Source organism: Pseudomonas sp. BIOMIG1BAC, assembly GCF_001705995.2.
GTDB lineage: Bacteria > Pseudomonadota > Gammaproteobacteria > Pseudomonadales > Pseudomonadaceae > Aquipseudomonas > Aquipseudomonas sessilinigenes.
This window is the reverse complement of sequence record NZ_CP049045.1, coordinates 4,807,546-4,826,580: the sequence shown is the minus strand read 5'-3', so window position 1 is coordinate 4,826,580 and position 19,035 is coordinate 4,807,546. Positions and strand designations below refer to the sequence as shown.

General features: G+C 58.7%; 16 protein-coding genes and 1 pseudogene. 7 read left to right on the top strand and 10 right to left on the bottom strand.

Translation table 11 applies throughout. From position 1 onward, the window contains the following. The first annotated feature begins 12 nt into the window (after positions 1–12). Together ATY02_RS22440 and ATY02_RS22435 are read left to right on the top strand one after the other, a co-directional pair. Entirely contained in the window at positions 13–564 is a 552-nt protein-coding gene (locus ATY02_RS22440; RefSeq protein ID WP_068589253.1) for a glycoside hydrolase family 19 protein, read from the top strand. Further along, positions 561–1,079, top strand: coding sequence for a lysis system i-spanin subunit Rz (locus ATY02_RS22435; protein WP_068589250.1), 519 nt, complete (start codon positions 561–563; stop codon positions 1,077–1,079). Before ATY02_RS22440 ends, ATY02_RS22435 begins: the two co-directional genes overlap by 4 nt. 628 nt (positions 1,080–1,707) lie before the next feature. Here ATY02_RS22435 and ATY02_RS22425 read toward each other — a convergent pair. Continuing rightward, positions 1,708–2,595: a serine hydrolase domain-containing protein gene (locus tag ATY02_RS22425; RefSeq protein ID WP_068589246.1), complete on the bottom strand. Its 888-nt coding sequence runs from the start codon at positions 2,593–2,595 to the stop codon at positions 1,708–1,710. Between the two features lie 211 nt (positions 2,596–2,806). Between ATY02_RS22425 and ATY02_RS22420 the strand changes: the two genes are divergently transcribed. Together ATY02_RS22420 and ATY02_RS22415 are read left to right on the top strand one after the other, a co-directional pair. Then, positions 2,807–3,289, top strand: coding sequence for a hypothetical protein (locus ATY02_RS22420; protein ID WP_068589243.1), 483 nt, complete (start codon positions 2,807–2,809; stop codon positions 3,287–3,289). A 683-nt stretch (positions 3,290–3,972) separates the two neighbouring features. Next, entirely contained in the window at positions 3,973–5,544 is a 1,572-nt protein-coding gene (locus tag ATY02_RS22415; protein ID WP_068589257.1) for a GGDEF domain-containing protein, read from the top strand. A gap of 3 nt (positions 5,545–5,547) precedes the next feature. On the opposite strand, the gene ATY02_RS22410 is transcribed toward ATY02_RS22415, so the two are convergent. Together ATY02_RS22410 and ATY02_RS22405 are read right to left on the bottom strand one after the other, a co-directional pair. Continuing rightward, on the bottom strand, positions 5,548–6,069 hold the full coding sequence (locus ATY02_RS22410; RefSeq protein ID WP_068589240.1) for a GNAT family N-acetyltransferase: 522 nt from the start codon (positions 6,067–6,069) through the stop codon (positions 5,548–5,550). Between the two features lie 28 nt (positions 6,070–6,097). Continuing rightward, positions 6,098–6,679 carry a GNAT family N-acetyltransferase gene (locus tag ATY02_RS22405; protein ID WP_068589237.1) on the bottom strand — a complete coding sequence of 194 codons (582 nt, stop codon included), beginning with the start codon at positions 6,677–6,679 and terminating at the stop codon, positions 6,098–6,100. Positions 6,680–6,909: 230 nt separating this feature from the next. Here ATY02_RS22405 and ATY02_RS22400 point away from each other — a divergent pair, with 230 nt between their 5' ends. Both ATY02_RS22400 and ATY02_RS22395 read left to right on the top strand, forming a co-directional pair. Beyond that, positions 6,910–7,737 (top strand): arylamine N-acetyltransferase family protein, encoded by an 828-nt coding sequence (locus ATY02_RS22400; protein WP_068589254.1) that lies wholly within the window; start codon positions 6,910–6,912, stop codon positions 7,735–7,737. Between the two features lie 310 nt (positions 7,738–8,047). Further along, positions 8,048–9,583 (top strand): nucleobase:cation symporter-2 family protein, encoded by a 1,536-nt coding sequence (locus ATY02_RS22395; protein WP_068589234.1) that lies wholly within the window; start codon positions 8,048–8,050, stop codon positions 9,581–9,583. A 60-nt stretch (positions 9,584–9,643) separates the two neighbouring features. Here the strand turns inward: ATY02_RS22395 and ATY02_RS22390 are convergent, their stop codons facing one another. Beyond that, positions 9,644–10,222, bottom strand: coding sequence for a hypothetical protein (locus tag ATY02_RS22390; RefSeq protein ID WP_068589231.1), 579 nt, complete (start codon positions 10,220–10,222; stop codon positions 9,644–9,646). A gap of 96 nt (positions 10,223–10,318) precedes the next feature. Further along, positions 10,319–11,473, bottom strand: coding sequence for an MFS transporter (locus ATY02_RS22385; RefSeq protein ID WP_068589227.1), 1,155 nt, complete (start codon positions 11,471–11,473; stop codon positions 10,319–10,321). On the opposite strand from ATY02_RS22385, the gene ATY02_RS22380 reads away from it, so the two are divergent. Beyond that, positions 11,472–11,654, top strand: coding sequence for a hypothetical protein (locus ATY02_RS22380; RefSeq protein ID WP_068589224.1), 183 nt, complete (start codon positions 11,472–11,474; stop codon positions 11,652–11,654). The two genes, ATY02_RS22385 and ATY02_RS22380, sit on opposite strands and share 2 nt — an antisense overlap. Before the next feature lie 749 nt (positions 11,655–12,403). Here the strand turns inward: ATY02_RS22380 and ATY02_RS22375 are convergent. The 5 genes and pseudogenes from ATY02_RS22375 to ATY02_RS22350 form a co-directional block, all read right to left on the bottom strand. Continuing rightward, a complete protein-coding gene (locus ATY02_RS22375; RefSeq protein WP_139273532.1) occupies positions 12,404–12,799 on the bottom strand; it encodes a hypothetical protein in 396 nt (131 codons plus the stop codon). 100 nt (positions 12,800–12,899) lie between these two features. After that, positions 12,900–15,272, bottom strand: coding sequence for a TOTE conflict system archaeo-eukaryotic primase domain-containing protein (locus tag ATY02_RS22370; protein WP_068589221.1), 2,373 nt, complete (start codon positions 15,270–15,272; stop codon positions 12,900–12,902). A gap of 196 nt (positions 15,273–15,468) precedes the next feature. Beyond that, positions 15,469–15,744: a hypothetical protein gene (locus ATY02_RS22365; RefSeq protein ID WP_083235917.1), complete on the bottom strand. Its 276-nt coding sequence runs from the start codon at positions 15,742–15,744 to the stop codon at positions 15,469–15,471. Continuing rightward, positions 15,741–16,705, bottom strand: a pseudogene (locus tag ATY02_RS22360) (integrase domain-containing protein). Before ATY02_RS22360 ends, ATY02_RS22365 begins: the two are co-directional and overlap by 4 nt. Positions 16,706–17,616: 911 nt before the next feature. Next, positions 17,617–18,939 (bottom strand): tyrosine-type recombinase/integrase, encoded by a 1,323-nt coding sequence (locus ATY02_RS22350; RefSeq protein WP_068576811.1) that lies wholly within the window; start codon positions 18,937–18,939, stop codon positions 17,617–17,619. Positions 18,940–19,035: the final 96 nt, after the last annotated feature.

Here is a 19,035-nt window from a genome sequence, read left to right as displayed (position 1 = left end):
AGAGGTTCTTTCATGCCTATTACAGAACAGCAATTGCTGCAGATCCTTCCCAACGCCCGCCGCCAAGCGGGCGTTTTTGTTCCTGCCCTCAACGCGACCATGAGCAAATACGCAATCGTCACTCGCCTGCGCATGGCGGCGTTCCTGGCGCAGATCGGCCATGAATCGGGGCAGTTGCAGTACGTGCGCGAGCTGGGCAACGACCAGTACCTGAGCAAGTACGACACCGGCACCCTGGCCGTGCGCCTGGGCAACACTCCCGAGGCGGACGGTGACGGCCAGAAGTACCGGGGCAGGGGGCTGATTCAAGTTACCGGCCGGGCCAATTATGTGGCGTGCAGCGAAGCGCTGTTTGGCGACTCGCGACTGCTCAATACCCCTGAGCTGCTGGAAAACCCGGTCTATGCCGCCCTGTCGGCGGGCTGGTTCTGGCAGAAGGCCGGCCTGAACACCCTGGCCGACAAGGGCGACTTTCTCACGATCACCAAACGTATCAACGGTGGCACCAACGGCCTGGCGGATCGCCAGGCGCTGTATGAGCGTGCCCTTAAGGTGCTGGCGTGAAGGCCCCGGGCTGGTTGTTGCCAGCCCTGGCCCTGGTGCTGGGGCTCGCCCTGGGCGGCTGGGCTGCCTGGTCTTGGCAGGCCAACGCCTACGGCCAGGCCCTGGCCGAGCAAGCCGAGGCGTACAGCACGGACCGCGAGCAGGCCGCCACGGCGGTGATCCACTGGCAGGGCGAGCAGCAAGACGCCCGTCGTGCGCTGGAGGATCGCCTGCAGGCGGATGACGAAACCCACTACAAGGAATTGCGCGATGCTCAATCGAATCACGTTCGCCTGCGTGACAAGCTTGCTACTACTGAATTGCGGCTGTCAGCCCTACTCAACGCCACCCAGAGTGGTAGCTGTGGGGTGCCAGCCGCCACCGGCACCGTCGGCCTGGTTCATGGAGGCACGCGAGCCGAACTTGACCCAGCGGCTGCTCAACGAATTGTCGCCATCGCCGGAGACGGCGACCAGGGATTGATTGCCCTGGCGGCGTGCCAGGACTATGTGAAGGGAGTTGTTTCCAGAAAGTAGAAATAGGCACATTGTTCCTATTGCATTGTAGGAACAATGTGCCTATTGCGGCTCGCGTGAGCCGAGTCTGTTAACAAATCCTTGGCCAGCGCATGCCTGGCATTCCTCCCGAGCCCCGAACATCGATCCGGAGTTGACTGGATCGTACGGACTTAGATCAAAAAACACCGGGTTGCCGGTTATCCCTTCTATCTGCTTAATTTTTGCTACAGCAAAGACTAGGCTGTCACTAACACGCTGAATTATAAGAATTTTTTAATTTAGTGTGTCCGATCCATCATCGGCGCAACGCTAAACCGCCGAGACAGCGTAGGGCTTGAGTTTACTGGGGTTGTAGCTGAATTCTGGACCATTTTGCTCTACGTGTTTAAGGCGTGTTCTGGGGCGTTTTCAGGTGTTCTTTAGGTGTTGGTGGTACGACACACCACCTAAGGAACTGGCATGTAGCACTTTCGATAGGGCGACTTTCTGGGCAGGAAAGCTGGCAGATGGGCTGCGAGCTGCACGGCTCAGGTCCGCATCAAACGAAATGGACGGCAAGTTTACCAAGAGAGCCGCAGCTTCGCCCGAAAACAGATGGCCCAGCCCTGGTGCGCGCTCAAGTGGGTAGGGTGCAGGGATGAACGATTCAGCAAGCTTGCCCCAGGGCTTGTATCAGCTGTCCAGCCACGAAGGTTTCTACCGCGCCTTCGCTGGTGCCTGTTGCAAAGGCCGCACAGCAGGCCGATGTGGCGCCATCGCGGACTCGATAGACCGCGATCACGCTGCCAGGTCCGCAGCCTGTGTGCCCACTAAGGGAAAAGCCGCCTTCAATCGAACCCTGCATAACCCCCAGGCCATAGCCAGGCTCGATCCATGGTCGCCCTGGAATCGGACCGCCGAGTGTTCGAGTGGCCTGCATTTCCTTAAGCAGATCCGCGGAGAAAAGGTACTCGCAAAGCAAGCGATCCAAGAAGAGCGCCGCTTGCGAAATCGGGCCGACCAGCAGGCCGTGATAAACCCAGGCGGGGTCATAGTTCGATGTGCTCCCCGAAGCCGTTGCCTGTAGGTCTGCGGGTGTCTTGGCGAACCGAACATTCGACAGCCCCAGAGGCGCCAGGGCGCGTTGAGTGACGGCATCATCCAGTTCCAGGTCAGTCATGCGTTCAATCAACCTGCCAATCAGCAGATAGCCAACATTCGAGTATCTCCAATGGGTTCCGGGGGCATATCGAAGTCGCAGACCATCAAGGCGTTGCATCATTTCAGTTGCTGGCCAAGGTGATTCATTGTTGGCAACAGCGGCGTGATACTCCACCAGCTCGCCATAGTCGGCGAGGCCGGCCTCATGTCGCAGTAGCTGGCGCAAGGTGAAAGCGTGACCGGCAATAGGGGCGTCCAGCTCCAGCAATCCATCACGCACCAGTGACAGGGCTGTCGCCGCTAGAACTGTTTTCGTGAAACTCCACCAAGGTGCGATCAGGTCCGAGCGATCAGACGTTGCAGGCTTACCATTCGAGATGAGCGAACTGAGCATGGGGTTCCTGGGTATTGAGCGGTTCTACAAGATACCTCCATTGATTCCCATTGGCTCGAATCCGCTATCCAGCCATGGTCCTGGCAGCGAGCAAGGTATTGGGCCCATCCTCGATGTGGGCTGGCGGCACTTGGCTAGCATGGACGCCGTGTTTCAGCTGAGCCAGAGTTTCGTGGTTTTCCCTACGCCACATGCACAAGGAGTGAATGTCATGCCTTCGATCAAGCTCGCCGCGCTGACCATGGCCGTTCTGGCTCTCACGGCCTGCGCCGTGCCTGGTAAAAGCAGCAGCCAGGACAATGAGATCAATATCGCCGCGCAACGGCTGATTGGCCAGCCAGCCAAGAAAGCCTTCGAATTGTTCGGCAAGCCCGACCAGGGGATGGGGCCTTCGTCCTATGGCAGTGGTGGTTTCTATGCCTGGAACCGGGTGCAGACCCATCTGGGGCCCGACAAGGTGTTCGTGCAGACTGGCAGCGAATATGTCGGCCAGCGCGAAACATGGGTTGGGGTCGGTGGCCAGGGTGTGGCTGGCGCGATGCCGGTGAGCAGCGAGGCGGTCTATCGCAAGACCGGTTATTACGAGAACCAGACCGTGCTGGATTATTTCTGCAGCATCACTCTGTATACCGACAGCAAGAACATCATCACCAACGCCAGCGTAATCGATTGCCAGGATCGCCAGCGGCGCTAGGTATGGTACGGAAAGTATCGTCGTAGGCGTGCTGCATGCCGGCGAGCAGCGTAGCGGCTTCTTGACTGTTTTTCTCGATACGCCAGCCTGTGCGTAGCATCGTTCGAGCGGCTGGCGTAGGTTGCGCTGCCCACGCTCCGGTCCGGAGCCAGATCCTCGTGCGGGCTTCGTCGTTGGCGGCGGTAGCCAGCAACTGGCTCGGCTCGGCAGAGGGCGCTGCACAGGTCCGGAATGTCATGCCGGGCATTGTCGCAAATCAGGCCGAGTGGGTGTGGTGCGCATCTTTGAAGGGTGCCAGGGGGAAACGCCTGTAACGATCACCTGAAAAGTTTTTGTGAATACCCGGTGGGCAGCATGCAGCAACCCTGGAAAAGCCTTTTGCAAGGTGCTCTGTACTACCTGAAAATCGGCTCGGAGCCACTGTTGCGGTTTCCATGGTTCGCACCGGCCTGATCATTGTTGAGAGAAATTCTCAGGTCATGGACGAATACTCTGCCGCACCGGCGATCTATGCTTCAGGCATTGCCTCGTGCAGCCGATAACGGCCCATGGACCTGCTTGCCAAAGTAGTGGGCCCAATAAGCATGGAGCTGATGCTGCGCCAGACGCTGGCGGATGAGCCGGCGAAAAACAACAAGGGATTTGCGTTGCAAATCACGCCCTTTCCCGTCAGGACGACCCTTTTGCCCGTTCCCATTTACGATGCACATCATGCCCCCGGCGGCACCCTGAAGCGCCTGCCTTTGCTCAAGGCGGCAGTGGCCTTCATCGCCATGGTCTTTCTCTGCCTGTGCGGCTTGCTGTATCTGCAGCTCGAACAGTCCTGGCGGCATGACCTGGCCCAGGCCGAGGTCAACTCCATCAACCTCACCCAGGCCATGGCCCAGCAGGCCGAGGACACCTTCATGGAGGCCGACCTGGTACTGATGAGCCTTTCCGAGTGGATCGAAGCCCTGGGCGAGGGGCCAGAGCAGAGATTGCGCCTGCAGAAAATCTTCGCGCGGCGCGTATTGGCCCTGAACCAGCTCAGCGGGGTCTTTCTCTACGACAAGCAGGGGCAGTGGATGGTCAGCTCTTTCAACGACTCGCCCCATGGCGAGGAGGTAGCGGATCGCGATTACTTTCGCTTCCACCAGCAGAATGCCTCGTTGCAGGTACACATCAGCCCGGCGATTCGCAGCCGTGCCAATGGCGAGTGGATCATTCCGATTTCCCGGCGGATCAACGACCAGAAAGGGGATTTCCAGGGGGTACTGATGGCCGGCATCAAGCTGGCGTATTTCGATCAGTACTTCAAAAGCTTCAATATCGACGATCAGGGGACAATGTTCCTGGCCCTGTCCGACGGTACGCTCCTGGCGCGGCGGCCATTCGAGGAGCGCCAGGTCGGGGCGTCGTTGGCCCGTGGTGAGATCTTCAGCAAGTACCTGCCTGAGGCCACTGCCGGCAATGCCATGATCACCTCGATCGTGGACGGCATACCGCGCCTGTATGGCTATCGCCAGTTGCAGGCTTATCCGTTGGTGGTGGCTGCGGCCAACTCCAAGGATGCGATTCTCAAGGGCTGGTACTCCTCGGCCTACCAGTCCAGCGCCATCGTGGCCCTGGTGTTGCTGGGCGTCGGCTTGTTCGGCTGGGTGTTCGTGCACCAGGTGCGCAATAACGAGCGGATCGAGGCTGACCTGCGCGAGGCGCAGGAGGCGCTGGAGGTGATCGCCACCCATGACAGCCTGACCGGCCTGGCCAACCGGCGGCTGTTCGAGCGCTCCTTGGCGATCGAGTTCAGTCGCGGTGCCCGGCAAGGCAGCCCGCTGGGGCTGATCATGGCCGACATCGACTTCTTCAAGAGCTACAACGATACCTACGGCCATGTCGCGGGCGACCATTGCCTGAGCCAGGTGGCCCAGGCCCTGCAGCAGTGTTGCCAGCGCAAGGCCGACCTGGCGGTGCGCTATGGCGGCGAGGAGTTCGCACTGCTGTTGCCCGATACCGATATCCATGGCGTGCTGGCCATGGCTGAGCAGGTACGCCAGAGCGTCATGGCACGCAACATCACCCACTCCGGTTCTCCGGTCGGCTGCGTGACGGTCAGTCTGGGCTGCTACTCCTTCGTGCCCAGTGGCCGCGACAGCATCGAAGTGTTCATCGAGCGAGCGGACGCAGCGCTGTACCAGGCCAAGGCCACGGGGCGCAATCGGGTGGCGGCGTTAGCGATGGAAACGCTGCCGGAGCAGTTGCAGCGTTCTGATCGTTGAGTACTACCAGGTCTTGCAGAACACCTGATTGCCATAGCGGTTGCCGCCGAATTCATAGTGGGTGGTGCCGACGGCGTCGTATCCCTGGGCCAGGTAGAAGGCAAGCGCTGGATGATTGCCATCCCAGGCGGTGAGCCACAGGCAACTGGCCTGGCGCGCTTGTGCCAGGCTCTCGGCCCTATCTAGCAAGGCTTGGCCAATTCCCTGGCGATGAGCATGGCGCTGCACATACAGGCGTACCAGTTCCATGCCCTGGGAGAGTTGTGCCAGCGGCGGCCGGATGTTGTCGCCGAGCTCGGCAAATCCCAGCAGGTGTCCTGCGCGCTCGGCCAGTAGCAAGACCTTGCGCGGATCTGCCAGGCGCTGGCGAAATTGCTGCGGTGCATAGGTGCTCAAGGCTTCCTCGGCCAGGTCTGCGCGCATGCCGTCGGTGGCGTAGGTATCGAGGAAGACCTGGGTGGCCAGGCCGCTGATGCACAGGGCGTCCTCGACTTGTGCGTGACGAAAGACAACGGGGGTGGACATGACTGCATCCTTGTCGGCAAAGACTTGCTCAATGGGAGGTGTGTTCGAGCAGCTGCTCCAGGTGCCGGCGCACCTCGGGCCACTCGTCGTCGATGATGCTGAAGCGCACGGAATTGCGTTTGCGGCCATCGGGCATGATGCGCTCATGGCGCACTATGCCTTCTTGCTGTGCGCCCAGGCGCAGGATCGCGGCGCGAGATTTGTGGTTGATTTCATCCGTGGTGAACTGCACTCGCACGCAAGCCATCTTCTCGAAGGCATGGCACAGCATCAGGTACTTGGCCTCGGTATTGACGAAGCTGCGTTGCCAGCGACTGGCAATCCAGGTGCTGCCAATCTCCAGTTTTCGATTGTGTTGATCGATCTTCCAGAAGCGTGTGCAGCCGATGACCTCGCCGGTGGATCGCAAACACGTGACGAAGGGCTGCACGGTGCCGTTGGCGCGGCCATCGAGGGCGGCGGCCAGGTAGCGGTCGATGGTGTCCGGGGAGGGCACCACGGTGAAGGGCAGGTTCCATAGCTCGCCATCCCGGGCGGCAGCGACCAGGGCATCGGCATCGCTGGCTTGTAGGGGGCGCAGAACGATGCGGGGGCCTTCCAGCGGGTACATGGCACGGCTTCTCCAGAGCGAGGCGAGGGGGGCATTACAGGATCGTCGCTGCCTCTTGGCAAGAGCCAATCGAGTGCCAATTCAATAAAAAATATCAGGCGAATCGATTGTCGCGGCTCGTGCTTTCTGGCTTATACATCAGCCGGGTATGCCAGGGCCTGGCGTTGCTCGAATGGATCGGTATGCGGATTGCCGGGGCCCGGCGCGACACTCATTTCAAGGACTTGTACATGAGCCAGCCGAACCAGATGAATTTCGATCTCTACCTGCATCGCCTCGGGTATGACAGCCCGCCGCCGCCAACCCTGGAGACATTGCGGGAGCTGCAGCTGCGTCATGTCTGCCGGTTCACCTTCGAGAGTCTTTCGACGTTGCTGCAGGTGGCGGTGCCTATCGACCTGGCATCGGTGGAACGCAAGATCCTTCACCAGGGGCGCGGAGGCTACTGTTACGAGCTCAACCAGGTCTTCCTGGTGCTGCTGCAGTACCTGGGCTATGAGGTCCGGGGCATCACCGGCCGGGTGGTGATGGGAGGGCCGGAGGATGAGCTCACCGCCCGTAGCCATCGCTTGACGCTGCTGCACCTGGACGGCCAGCGCTATATCGTCGATGTCGGTTTCGGCGGCATGGTGCCCACCGCGCCGCTGTTGCTGGACACCGAGCAGGAACAGGCAACGCCCCATGAGCCTTATCGCATCACCGAGCGTGAGGGCAGCTATACCCTGCGAGCCAAGGTCGCGGACGAATGGCGAGCGATGTATGTGTTCGACCTGCAGGTGCAGGGGGACGTGGACTACGAAATGGGCAACTGGTACGTCTCGACCCATCCGGACTCGCCGTTTCTCGGCCAGTTGAAGGTGGCGCGAATCGGAGCGGGTGTGCGCCATACGCTGAACAACGCCAGCTATGCGATCCATCGGATGGGGCAACCCAGCGAGCGGCGGCAGATCTCCGACGTCGGGGAGTTCATGCGACTACTGCAGGACGAGTTCGCCTTGCGCTTGCCGGATCATCCCGACCTGCAGCGTACGCTCCAGCAATTGCTCGAGGCCGGATGATCGCAAGGCTGCTTGGGACCTTTTCTTGCAAGGGCCGACTCGTTCATCGAGTCGGCCTTTTTTTATGATGTTTTTTTAAGCTCCGAAGTGTCGCTGCCGTGGTGGGCGGGGCCATGGAGTACAGGACTTGGCAGAGGCTCTGGAACGGCTTTTTCGCCTGAGCATCCAGATAGCGCGGGCGGCTCCGAGTTTGCAGGGATGCACCAAAGTGGCCCGGGACTTGGCAGATAAACTGTATACAATCATATGGACAGTTGTCTTTGATGTTGCATACAGTGTGTCCATAACAAAAACAGGAAGCCCCCACACCATGACTACGCCCCAGGTTTCACCGCAGCGGCCCGAAGACGAAAATTTGGGTGTTGGCGCAAACATGGCCTATGGCCTGCAGCATGTTCTGACCATGTATGGCGGTATCGTCGCTGTGCCTCTGATTGTCGGCCAGGCAGCCGGCCTGTCCTCGGCAGAGATCGGTTTGCTGGTCGCGGCCTCGCTGTTTGCCGGAGGGCTGGCCACTCTGTTGCAGACTCTTGGCGTGCCGTTCTTCGGTTGCCGGCTGCCGCTGGTACAGGGCGTGTCCTTCGCGGGTGTGTCAACCATGGTGGCGATCGTCACCAGTGGTGGTGAAGGCGGTTTTCAATCGGTGCTGGGGGCGGTGATCGCCGCGTCGTTGATCGGCTTGTTGATCACCCCGGTGTTTTCCCGTATCACCAAATTCTTCCCGCCCTTGGTCACTGGCATTGTGATCACCACGATCGGCCTGACGCTGATGCCCGTGGCGGCGCGCTGGGCCATGGGCGGCAACAGCCGGTCGCCGGATTTCGGCAGCATGTCGAACATCGGCCTGGCCGCCGTCACCCTGGTACTGGTGCTGATGTTGAGCAAGATCGGCAGTGCGGCGATTTCCCGGCTGTCGATCCTGCTGGCCATGATCATCGGTACCGTGATCGCCGTATTCCTGGGCATGGCTGATTTCTCCGGTGTCGCCCAGGGGCCGATGTTCGGCCTGCCCACGCCGTTCCACTTCGGCATGCCGACTTTCCATGTCGCGGCGATCCTGTCGATGTGCATCGTGGTCATGGTGACCTTGGTGGAGACTTCCGCGGACATCCTGGCAGTGGGGGAGATCATCCATACCAAGGTCGACTCCAAGCGCCTGGGTAATGGCCTGCGGGCCGATATGCTATCGAGCATGATCGCGCCGATCTTCGGTTCCTTTACCCAAAGCGCCTTTGCCCAGAACGTCGGATTGGTGGCGGTTACCGGAATCAAGAGTCGCTTCGTGGTCGCCACCGGCGGATTGTTCCTGGTGATCCTTGGCCTGTTGCCATTCATGGGGCGTGTGATCGCCGCAGTACCGACCTCCGTGCTCGGTGGGGCCGGGATCGTATTGTTCGGCACCGTGGCGGCCAGCGGTATCCGCACCTTGTCCAAGGTCGACTATCGCAACAACATGAACCTGATCATCGTTGCCACTTCCATCGGCTTCGGCATGATCCCGATTGCCGCACCCAGCTTCTACGATCATTTCCCCAGTTGGTTCGCGACGATCTTCCATTCCGGTATCAGTTCCTCGGCGATCATGGCGATCCTGCTGAACCTGGCCTTCAACCATTTCACCACCGGCAACTCCGACCAGCAGTCGGTGTTCGTCGCCGGTACCGAGCGCAGCCTGCGTTTCCAGGACATCGCGGTACTGCGTGAGGGAGACTATTTCAGTGGTGGCAAGCTGCACGATGCCGAGGGCAATGAGGTGCCCTTGGTGGCTGATGGCTTGGTGGGCGATGTGCAGGCAGAGGGCGCGACACCCAGCCATGCGAGGAGCAGCGTAGAGGCGACTCACTGACGTGAGTGGCTGTCGTAAGCAACCGGCGCCTTGGGGCGCCGGTTTTGCATCAGGGCCTGGTTATTCCAGGTTTTCCAGCGGGGCCAGTGCCTGGATGACCTCGGCGTCGTCTTTGTACTGCTCGCGCAAGCTGGCGAGTTGGCGATCCAGGCCGATGCAGGTCTTGGTGGCTTTTTCCAGCTCCGCGCGGCGCTCGGCGTCGTAGGGCTCCTCTCCGGCGAAGTGCAAGCATTCTTCATGGCGCTGCAGAAAGGTCGTGACCTCGGCTGGCAGCTGAGCGCGCCCATAGTGACCGGCGAATTGCAGGCGCTGCTCCTCGACCCAGCCGGTGTAGTCTTCACCACCCTTGGCGATGTACATGACCTGGGCCCAGCCGTTCTCAGTGGAGGCGTACACCGTCAGGCCATCGCCAGGGATCACGAAGAGTTTCTTGTCTACGCAGGCGGGGTTCGGAGCGCTGTGAAAGTGCAGGCGGCCCGTGCCGGTAACCTTGGCCTCCAGGGGAGGGCGGTAGTCGCCAGCTTCCTGGGAGGCGCTTTCGCCCAGGGCGGCGCAATCTATCGCTGGGTTGGCCAGGGCGGGTAGCGGCAATAACAAGAGCATGCCGCACAGGGGCAAGAGGCGCAGGGGTCGGTCCATCGCAAGGTGTCCATGAAGGCGGGTTGAAGGGCGCGATGGTAATGACAAAGACGCGGCCTGTGAATGATCGGCGGCCGCGTCTTGCGCTTCGGCGCGTTACTGTGCGGCTTTGAACTGTCCCTGGCGCACCAGGGACAGGGCGAATACCACCACGATGGCGGCGGCGGCCGACAGGGTCAGTGGCAGGCCATAGCTACCACTGCTCATGGCTGCGCCACTGAGCAGTGGTCCCAGCAGGCTGCCAATGCCCCAGAGCAGGCCGGCACTGGCGTTGGCGGTGACCAGGTCCGGGCCGCTGAAGGATTCCCCGATCAGTACGATCGCCAGGGTATAGATGCCGCCGGCCACCGCACCCAGGATCACCAAGCTCGGCCATAGCAGGCCTGGGGTTTGCATCAGCATCGGCAGGCCAAGACCGATCAGCAGCGAGATGATGCCGCAGCCCAGGTAGATGCCCGGACGTCCGAGCTTGTCCGAGAGCCAGCCCAGGGGAAACTGGAATGCCGTGTCGCCCAACAGAATGATGGTCACCATCAGTGCTGCAAGCTTGATGCTGTAGCCATGGCCGGCGGCGTAGACCGGAAACAGCGACAGCACCATGCTGTCGAAGAAGGCGAAGAACAGGATGCCCACGCATAGCGCCGGGGCAATCCGAATGAAGCCCAGCACGGAGAATGTCCGGCTCTCGGCATGGGGGCTCGGCGCATCCTCCTGGGGCAGGATCAGCCAGACCACGGCAATCGCTACGGCGTAGCCGATGCTGACGATGGCCAGCACGGCCGGTCCCTCGGTGCCCAGTAGGGAGACCAGGCCCGGGCCCAGCAACTGAAAGAAGGTGAAGCAGGTGGTATAGACCGCGACCAGTCGCCCGCGGGTGGCATCTTCGGCCATTTCATTGACCCAGGTTTCGCCGAGAATGATGATCAGCCCGGCGCCCAGGCCCATGCTGATGCGGGCCAGGCCCAGGCTATAGAGGCCGGTACCAGGCACCTCCAGGGCCGCGACGCTCAGGGCGCAGAGGCTGAAGCACAGCAGATAGATCTGGCGACGGGTGAAGCGTTGGCACAGCGTATTGACCAGGAACGCCGACAGCATCATGCCGGCTGCCGGCAGGGCTGACATGAGGCCTATCTGGTTGTTGGACGCACCGGCCTGGTAAAGGCACAGGGCGAGGATCGGCACCGTGGAGCCAATGCTCAGGCCAACGATGGAGATGCCCAGGATCAGGGCGGCTAACAAAGCTTTGTTCATGGCTCAGGACCTGCACCTGAAGATTCAGGCGCCAAAAATAAGAGAGACCGGCTGCGTCATGGCGCGGGCCGGCGTGCAGGCAATTGCTGGGCGGTTAGCTCGATCGCTGGCGGTGGCTACCGGCCGGCAGATTCAGGGTCGGCTGGCGGCCGGGACGCTGGTTGTCCTGACCCTGCGCTAGCGTGCGCGAGCCGGTTTGCAGCTGGGAGTCGCAGCCAGTCGCGATCAGCGGCTGTGCTGGGGAGGGGAAAACGTGAAGGCGAACAGCACGCTGCGGCGTCGACGATTGATCGCGCAGTCATGCTGGGCAACGACCACTTTGGCCGAAGAGGATATCGAGGGAGAGCTGCACGGTGACTGTGCTGACAGGAACATCATCGTCTTACTGACCGGAAAAAGAGGCGCACAGCCTACGCCAGGCTTTTGCGGCAAAGCAACCCGTCGAACGCAGGCGTGGGTTTTGGGCAAGAGCCCGTATCCGCACACCCAGCTTGGTGCACGGATTGGACAACAGATAAGGAGATAGCTTGAGCTGGTTTGCTAAAAAGAGCAGGGCGCCCTTTATGGTGTTTAGCAAACAGTCTGGAAGATGGCTCCACGACCTGGACTCGAATAAAAAAATAAGTATTTGTTTTACAATGAAATTATGCTGATTTTTAGTATTCATATCCCTACGATTATCCTAATCAAGCCCGTATTTTTATTGGAGTTCTTTCGATACCCCATGAGCACGGCGGCAGCAAGCTTCTGAAGGTGGCGTACGCAGGCCATACTGTGATGGATGAGGAAAACACATCCGAGTGACTGCTTTGGCTGTGGATTCAACCGGTCGATGTGACTTCTGTATAAGTACGCTGTGTCGTCAGTCTGGTTTGAATGCGTGTATGTGCCTCGACAAACAAAGCCACCTGGCCAAAGCTCAGCGGCTACTCAGTCAGGGATCGGATCAAACGAAACTAGCGTGAACGAGGATACGCCGCCTCGTTTCATATTGGCCCTCCACCGAGCTACCAGCGCTGCGGTTGTAGGTACATTTCCTCCGCCATTGACACTGTTTTTACATGTGACCAAACCCTTAGCTGTGAGTCGAAGAAGCTGAATCCTCCCGACATCATGGGCTTTCTCCAGCCATTTCTGAGCGATCCAATAGCTCACGGCAGAAGGGCTCATGAGACGATTAAGTACGTCGCGACGCATTTCAGTAACTTTGGTCAAAAACTCAACGTCACCCTGCGCAAGATGAAACGCTGCGATAGTGCGACCTCGACCGCTGGCTGTTAAAGGGCTGTCATAATCACCAGGCACATAAAACTCAATTGAGGACATAGCTACCTCCAAGTTAGCAATTCTTCGAGCGGCACGGCGGGAACAGGCCTACGAACCACGTCTCACTTAATAGGATGATCAACTGTCAACCACGTTAGAGTTAGAGTAGGTCCATGGTGGCCATGGAATCAGCCATACGGTAGCCCATCGCTTTGTAACCCGCCTGGCGCTTATCCCACATCCTCAGCAGCGCGACATTACCCTCGTCAACGAAGTCGATCACTCGCACGTCGGCCTTATCGGCATGCGATCGATGCAACCGCCCCGCATATTGCTGAAGGATTCCCTTCCATGAGATGGGCATTGCCAGCACCAGCGTGTCCAACGGCGGGTGATCGAAGCCTTCACCTACTAGTTTTCCTGTTGCCAACAGCACCCGTGGAGCATCAGGGGGAAGGGACTCAAGCTCATGCATACGGGAAAGGCGCTGTTTCTTAGGCACTCGCCCATGAAGCGTGAAAAGGTTATGCACACGCTGCTTCAATTCTAATTCAAGGGCATCCACATGTTCCGTCCGCTCCGTTAGCACTAGAATTTTTCTACCCTCGTTGTACGCCAGCTCAATCTCCGAGACGATTTTGGCTGTCCGCTCAGAGTCGTCGGCTAGACGCCGAAAAACGTCCTGAATCCCAAAGCCGTCGGGGACCACTATTGGTTTGGACAGCAATCGAGGCACGACAGATAGGTCATGAGGCGCATTCGCTGGCCGAGCAGCAGAATGTCGGATCGGTCCGCACTGCATGAAAATAATAGGCTGCTGCCCATCTCGGCGCACTGGGGTTGCCGTGAGTCCCAGCACGTACCGCGCGGTCGCGCTCCTCAGTAGTGCCTCGAATGACACTGCTGATAGGTGATGACACTCATCAACGATGATCTGGCCGTAGTTTTTTACCTGATCGCTGATCTCGCCTTTTCGCGATAACGACTGCATTACGGCAATGTCGATGATGCCGGTAAGCTTCGCTTTTCCGCCTCCAAGAGTTCCAACGACACCATTCCCGACTCCCAAGAACACCTGCAAGCGCTCTTGCCACTGCCTTAACAGTTCCGTCCGATGCACAAGCACCAACGTGTTAATGCCACGTGCGGCAATCAACGCAGCAGCACTCACTGTTTTACCGAAAGCAGTCGGTGCGCAGAGGATACCGGTGTCATGACTTAGCATTGCGCTGACAGCAGCCTCTTGGTCAGAACGCAGGGTCCCGAGAAAACTCACGTCGATGGGGTCGCCCGCGAAGCGTTCGTCTTTAAGAATAGCGGTAACCCCGTTTTCCCCTAAAAGCTCCAGCGCAGCATCCAAACAGCCACGTGGTAACGCAACATGTTTGGGGAAGTTCTGGGCACAGCCGATAATCCTTGGCTTGTTCCACACTGACATGCGCATGGCCTGAGCTTTGTAGAACTCAGGATTTTGAAAGGCAGCGAGCCGGACAAGCTGGTTTGCCAATGGCTGTGGCAATTCCGACTTTTCAAAGTAAATTAAGTTAGCCAGCGTGATGTTGACAGCAGCAGGCAACGGGCATGTCAATTTACGTGATCTCGATTCACGATCTTTCCAAGGTTCTGCATCACCTTCGTCATCGACATAGGCGACCCCTAGAGGGTCCCGATTACCCATCGCCTGGATAATAACGGGCTGGATATCTTCTGGACTCATGCGCTGAATCGATGCCAGGAAGGCCCATTGATCAGGATGAGGCTCAAGCGAGTCGTCTACAAAAACGCTATTGTTTTGGGCCCTGGCCCGCTTTTGCAAAGGGAGCGCGATGAGATTTCCAAAGCCGCCTTTGGGCATATAGTCCTGGTTTGGAAACAGTCGATCATAGGAGCTGAGCGCCAACTGGCGGGTGCGCTCACAGGCATGACTGATGATTGCGGCACCGAGGCGGCGCGCATCGCAGGCAGGAACATTACGCTCAAAGAAAATCCAGCCATGAGCCCCTTGGCCTGAGCGCGATATTTCCAGCGCCACCGGGACGTTCAGCTCATGGCATGACTGCACAAAAGCTTTGGAATCATCACGCCATTCGGCCTCATCGAAGTCGACCGCCAAAAAATAACAAGTGTCATCAGAGAGTAGGGGGTAGATACCAACGACCACTTCGCCCGCCAGATGGCGATAGACCACCTCATCGGTCAGCGGAAGCAGCTGGCGGTTACCGCAGTCGCCACATTTAATTCGGGGCTTCTCACAAACGCCAGGCCTCCATTCGTTTGCGCAAGCGGGTGCGTATCCTGATTTGCCTGCCTTGCTTTCCCAGCGGGTGGGATAAACGTCCGTCCTACCACGAAACAAGCTTCGGAATAGGGCAAGCTTTCCATCAGTATCGAGTTGCTGTGATTGTTCTGCTTGGACAATCGCTATCTTGACTGGCTCAGCAGGCGGGCGCCATTCGATGCCATGAGCATCCAGCAAGGCAACCAATCTTGCATTCTCAGCCCTTAGCTTCGCCACCAGACTACTGTTTATCACCGCCTTCAGCCTCTACGTCTCAGGTGAAGCCTGTAGCCTCGAGCTACAACCCTCAGTCCATCAGTAATACATAGAGGTTATCAAACAACAGAGGTTAGGTTCAGGGGCTCAAGAGGTCCGCCCTAATCCCCGTCAAGTCGTTGGCTGGCTCAATCTGCCGGTGAGGGATACAGAGCGCGCAGTTGCTGGCATTCGGCTAACGTGGAAAATTCCAGGATTTTCCTAGGCGCAGAGTGATCAGGCTTGTGGTCAGCAGGTAGTAGTAGCGCGTCGATTTCGAGTTTGAGCTCATGTGATGGTTCAAAAACCAAACGAGATGCTTTCTTTGCCATGTCCATGGATTATCTCGGCTCCAGCGTTCAGAAATGGCTGCTTGAATAGTCTTGGCCTGGCGGATGTGACGTTCGCGTGTGGCATGTGCGCCAGTCAGTGCCCCAGCCAAGAAGATCTCCATATCGAATGGTTTATTCATACCCGACCACCGATGTACGCCGATACCACGTCGATTCGACCGTGTCCCAGCTCATAGCTGATTTGTAAGCGGGCCTCTCGATCAAGGCGTGGATCGAGGCGCCTGCACCTGCCACCGTTGATGGGCGCTAGGTGATGGGTGATCTGCTCATAGCGTTCGCACGCATAAGCCGCGCGCAGTTCGTGGAAGCCTTTGAGGTTGTGCGTATGGAGGATATCTCGGGCGGGGCGGACGATTTCCCGTTGGAAATCAAGGTAGCTCTCGTTCGGTGCCAGGAGGTTGCGGCTACCGTCGGGAGAGACCTGTTCGGCGTACCTGAGCGCTTCGCGAATATGGTCATCCACCGTGATCCAACGAGGCGCGGTTGCGCCGCCGCGGCCACCTTTGGTGCCGTCCTGGATGTTGATCTTGTCGTAGTGTTCGGCTTCACGCTTGAGTCGCGGTAGGTCGGCCAGAATCGCTTCTCGCAGACGCATGCCAGTGGCACGTGCCAATTGAGCGATGGCGGCGGCACGCGGATGCTGTTCGCGGAGCGCTTCGACGATGCGCATCACGTGTTCGTGATCTTGGCCTTGAGGATTTGTCGTGCGCACGGTGATGCGCTGTGTTCCCAAAGCCTTGCTCGGACTTGGCACTTTCACATATTGATCACCGCGAAGCGCAGCCATGGTCCGATTCACGCTGGACAGCCGATTTTGTGCGGTAGCGATGGCGAGATCGCTGCGCTCAACCAGGTGACGCAGATGCGCCGCGTAATCCAGCAAGGTCTGCCGATCAATCTGCCGAGCATCGTTAAACCCCGGGCCATCCTCCGACCGACACCAGCGCACAAACGCCTGCCAGCGATCACCGTGCCGTAATGCCCGCCGCCAAACAGATCTTTTAGCGCTTGCGGCCCGGCATAGCTCAGCTGCCGACCATAGCCAAAATTGCGCCCATCCCGTCTACCTACCAACGCCATGATCACATTCCTCTCGAAGCCAAACTCTTAAAACCTTCCCCCACGTCATCCCGCCAAGAATGTTGAGTGTTATCAGGGATCAAGGCCCCTGCGACCTGTGAGGGTTGTCCACTAACGCGGGACTGGCGGCTCTTTACGACCGGGAGCTTGGGCATCTCATGATCTGGCCTCCTGAACACTTCCGAGGAAGTGGGCGGGTGGAGGCTGCATTGGCTGACGAGACCATCGCCGCGAGATCCTGAGTCAGGTGAAGGCAGTGAAGCGACGACCGGGGCATACCTGACTGTCAGTCAGGTGCAGTCCATTCCCTGGGCTGCGGCACCATCATCGGCATCGCTGTTGCTGGTGACATCGGTGTTTGTCGCGCCGATTGTCACGAGGGGGAATGCCGCAAAGCCTGGTACGAGGTGGGCTGCAGCAGTGGTAGGTGCGCCCGTCTCTTTCCGGGAGAAAGAGACGGGCGCAGGTTGGCGCAATGAAATGGCCACGCGGATAAGTTGCTGCAGGGCAGATATGAAGGGGTATGAGTTGCCGCAGTGGGCACACTAGTAAAAGTAGGCATCCATCACATCGCTGTGACCGTGCGAGCCGCCGGACGCTAATCGCACTTTGGGAGAACCACCACGGTGTGGCGTAGCCTTAAAGGTTCTGGCTACCTGGGTTGCTGTCAACGACAGCGCTTTGCCCGACCTTTTCTACGCCTGTGGAGAATTAGGGTCAAGGCTCGAATTTTCGGGAGTTCTGCGGCTGTGGATGAAATTATCCACTAATGGAAATCAGTGGTTTTCCACAGACAATTGCGTGGGCTTTAGATTTTTTAAGTGAGGTCCATCCAAACAGGGCGGCTTTGCAGCCCTGTTTGGATGGACCCGCGTGGACAAACGGATCACTGAGATATGAGGACCGAGCGCTTACTCAGTTGCGCCACGTTTTGCTTTTAGGCGAGTGACATTCGCACCCGTCTGATTGGCGAATTCGCGTGGGCTGACATGCTTCTGCTGATTAGCCTCAAGGTAGCGACTCCACCAGTTCATGATCAGCCTGCGCTCCTCGATGAACTCGGCCTTGTGGATGTAGGCGGCGCGGACGTTGTTGCGTTCCTTGTGGCTCATCTGCCGCTCGATGGCTGTGTCCGTCCACAAACTTGACTCGATCAGTGCGCTGCAGGCCATCGAACGAAACCCATGCCCACAGATCTCGGATTTGGTGTCGTACCCCATCTTCCTAAGCGCGCTGTTCACCGTGTTTTCGGACATTGGTTTCCAAGACTTGGTATCGCCTGCGAACACCAAGTCAAATTTGCCTGTGATTGCGTGGATCTGCTCGAGCAGGGCGATCGCTTGCGGCGATAAGGGTACAAGATGGATATCGCCTGCCATCTTCGTACCCCTTGTGGAAAAGGGTACGCCTTCCAACGCTGGTCGCGTGTCGGGTATTTCCCAGACACCACGTTTGAGGTCGAACTCGCTCCAGCGGGCGAAGCGCAGCTCGCTGGAGCGTACAAACACGTGCAGCGACAGCAAGACCGTCAGCCGGGTAAGTGCGCGGCCTTTATAGGTGTCGATCCGTTCCTGCAATTCAGGCAAGCGCGATAAGGATAAGGCGGGGCGGTGGACGACCCGCGAGGCTTTGATCGAGCCTACGAGGTCGTAAGCAGGGTTTACGGTGATAAGCCGGAGGCGCTTTGCCTCGCGCATGATGCTCTGCAGGTAGTTTTGTACCCTTAAAGCAATGTCTATCGTTCCGCGCTTCTTAATCGCGTCCAGGGGCCGCATAAGGTCGTGGGTATCAAGGTCGACAATGGCGCGGGCGCCGATCAGCGGGAAGAGGTGAGTTTTGAGGCGACTCATCACTGTCTTGGAATAGTCCGGTGCCCACTTGGCTGACATTTCCGTGTGCCAGCCGAGGGCAACGCTTTCAAAGGTGCGGCCTTTGATCAGAGCGTCCGTCTTGGCTTGGTTCTTGGCTCCTATAGGGTCAATGCCAGCCGCCAGCATTCGCTTGACCTCCAAGCGCTTGCGGCGCGCATCCGCGAGGCCAACGATGGGGTAGTTGCCGAATGAGGTCAGTCCTTCCCGGCCATCAGGTTTGACGTATCTGAGACGCCAGCCTTTGCGGCCATTGGGTTGGACTAGAAGGTAAAGGCCGTCGCCGTCGAAAAGCTTGTAGGCGCGGTCTGTGGGCTTGGCCGAACGGCAAGCGGCGTCGGAGAGTGGAGCAGTAGTGCGCGACATAAGGGTACTCCCTTTTATCGAACTGACCTTTATCCCAAACTCTACCCTTAAAATGGCTGGTATCCACCGGAATCCGACAGAACGCCAAAACGAAAA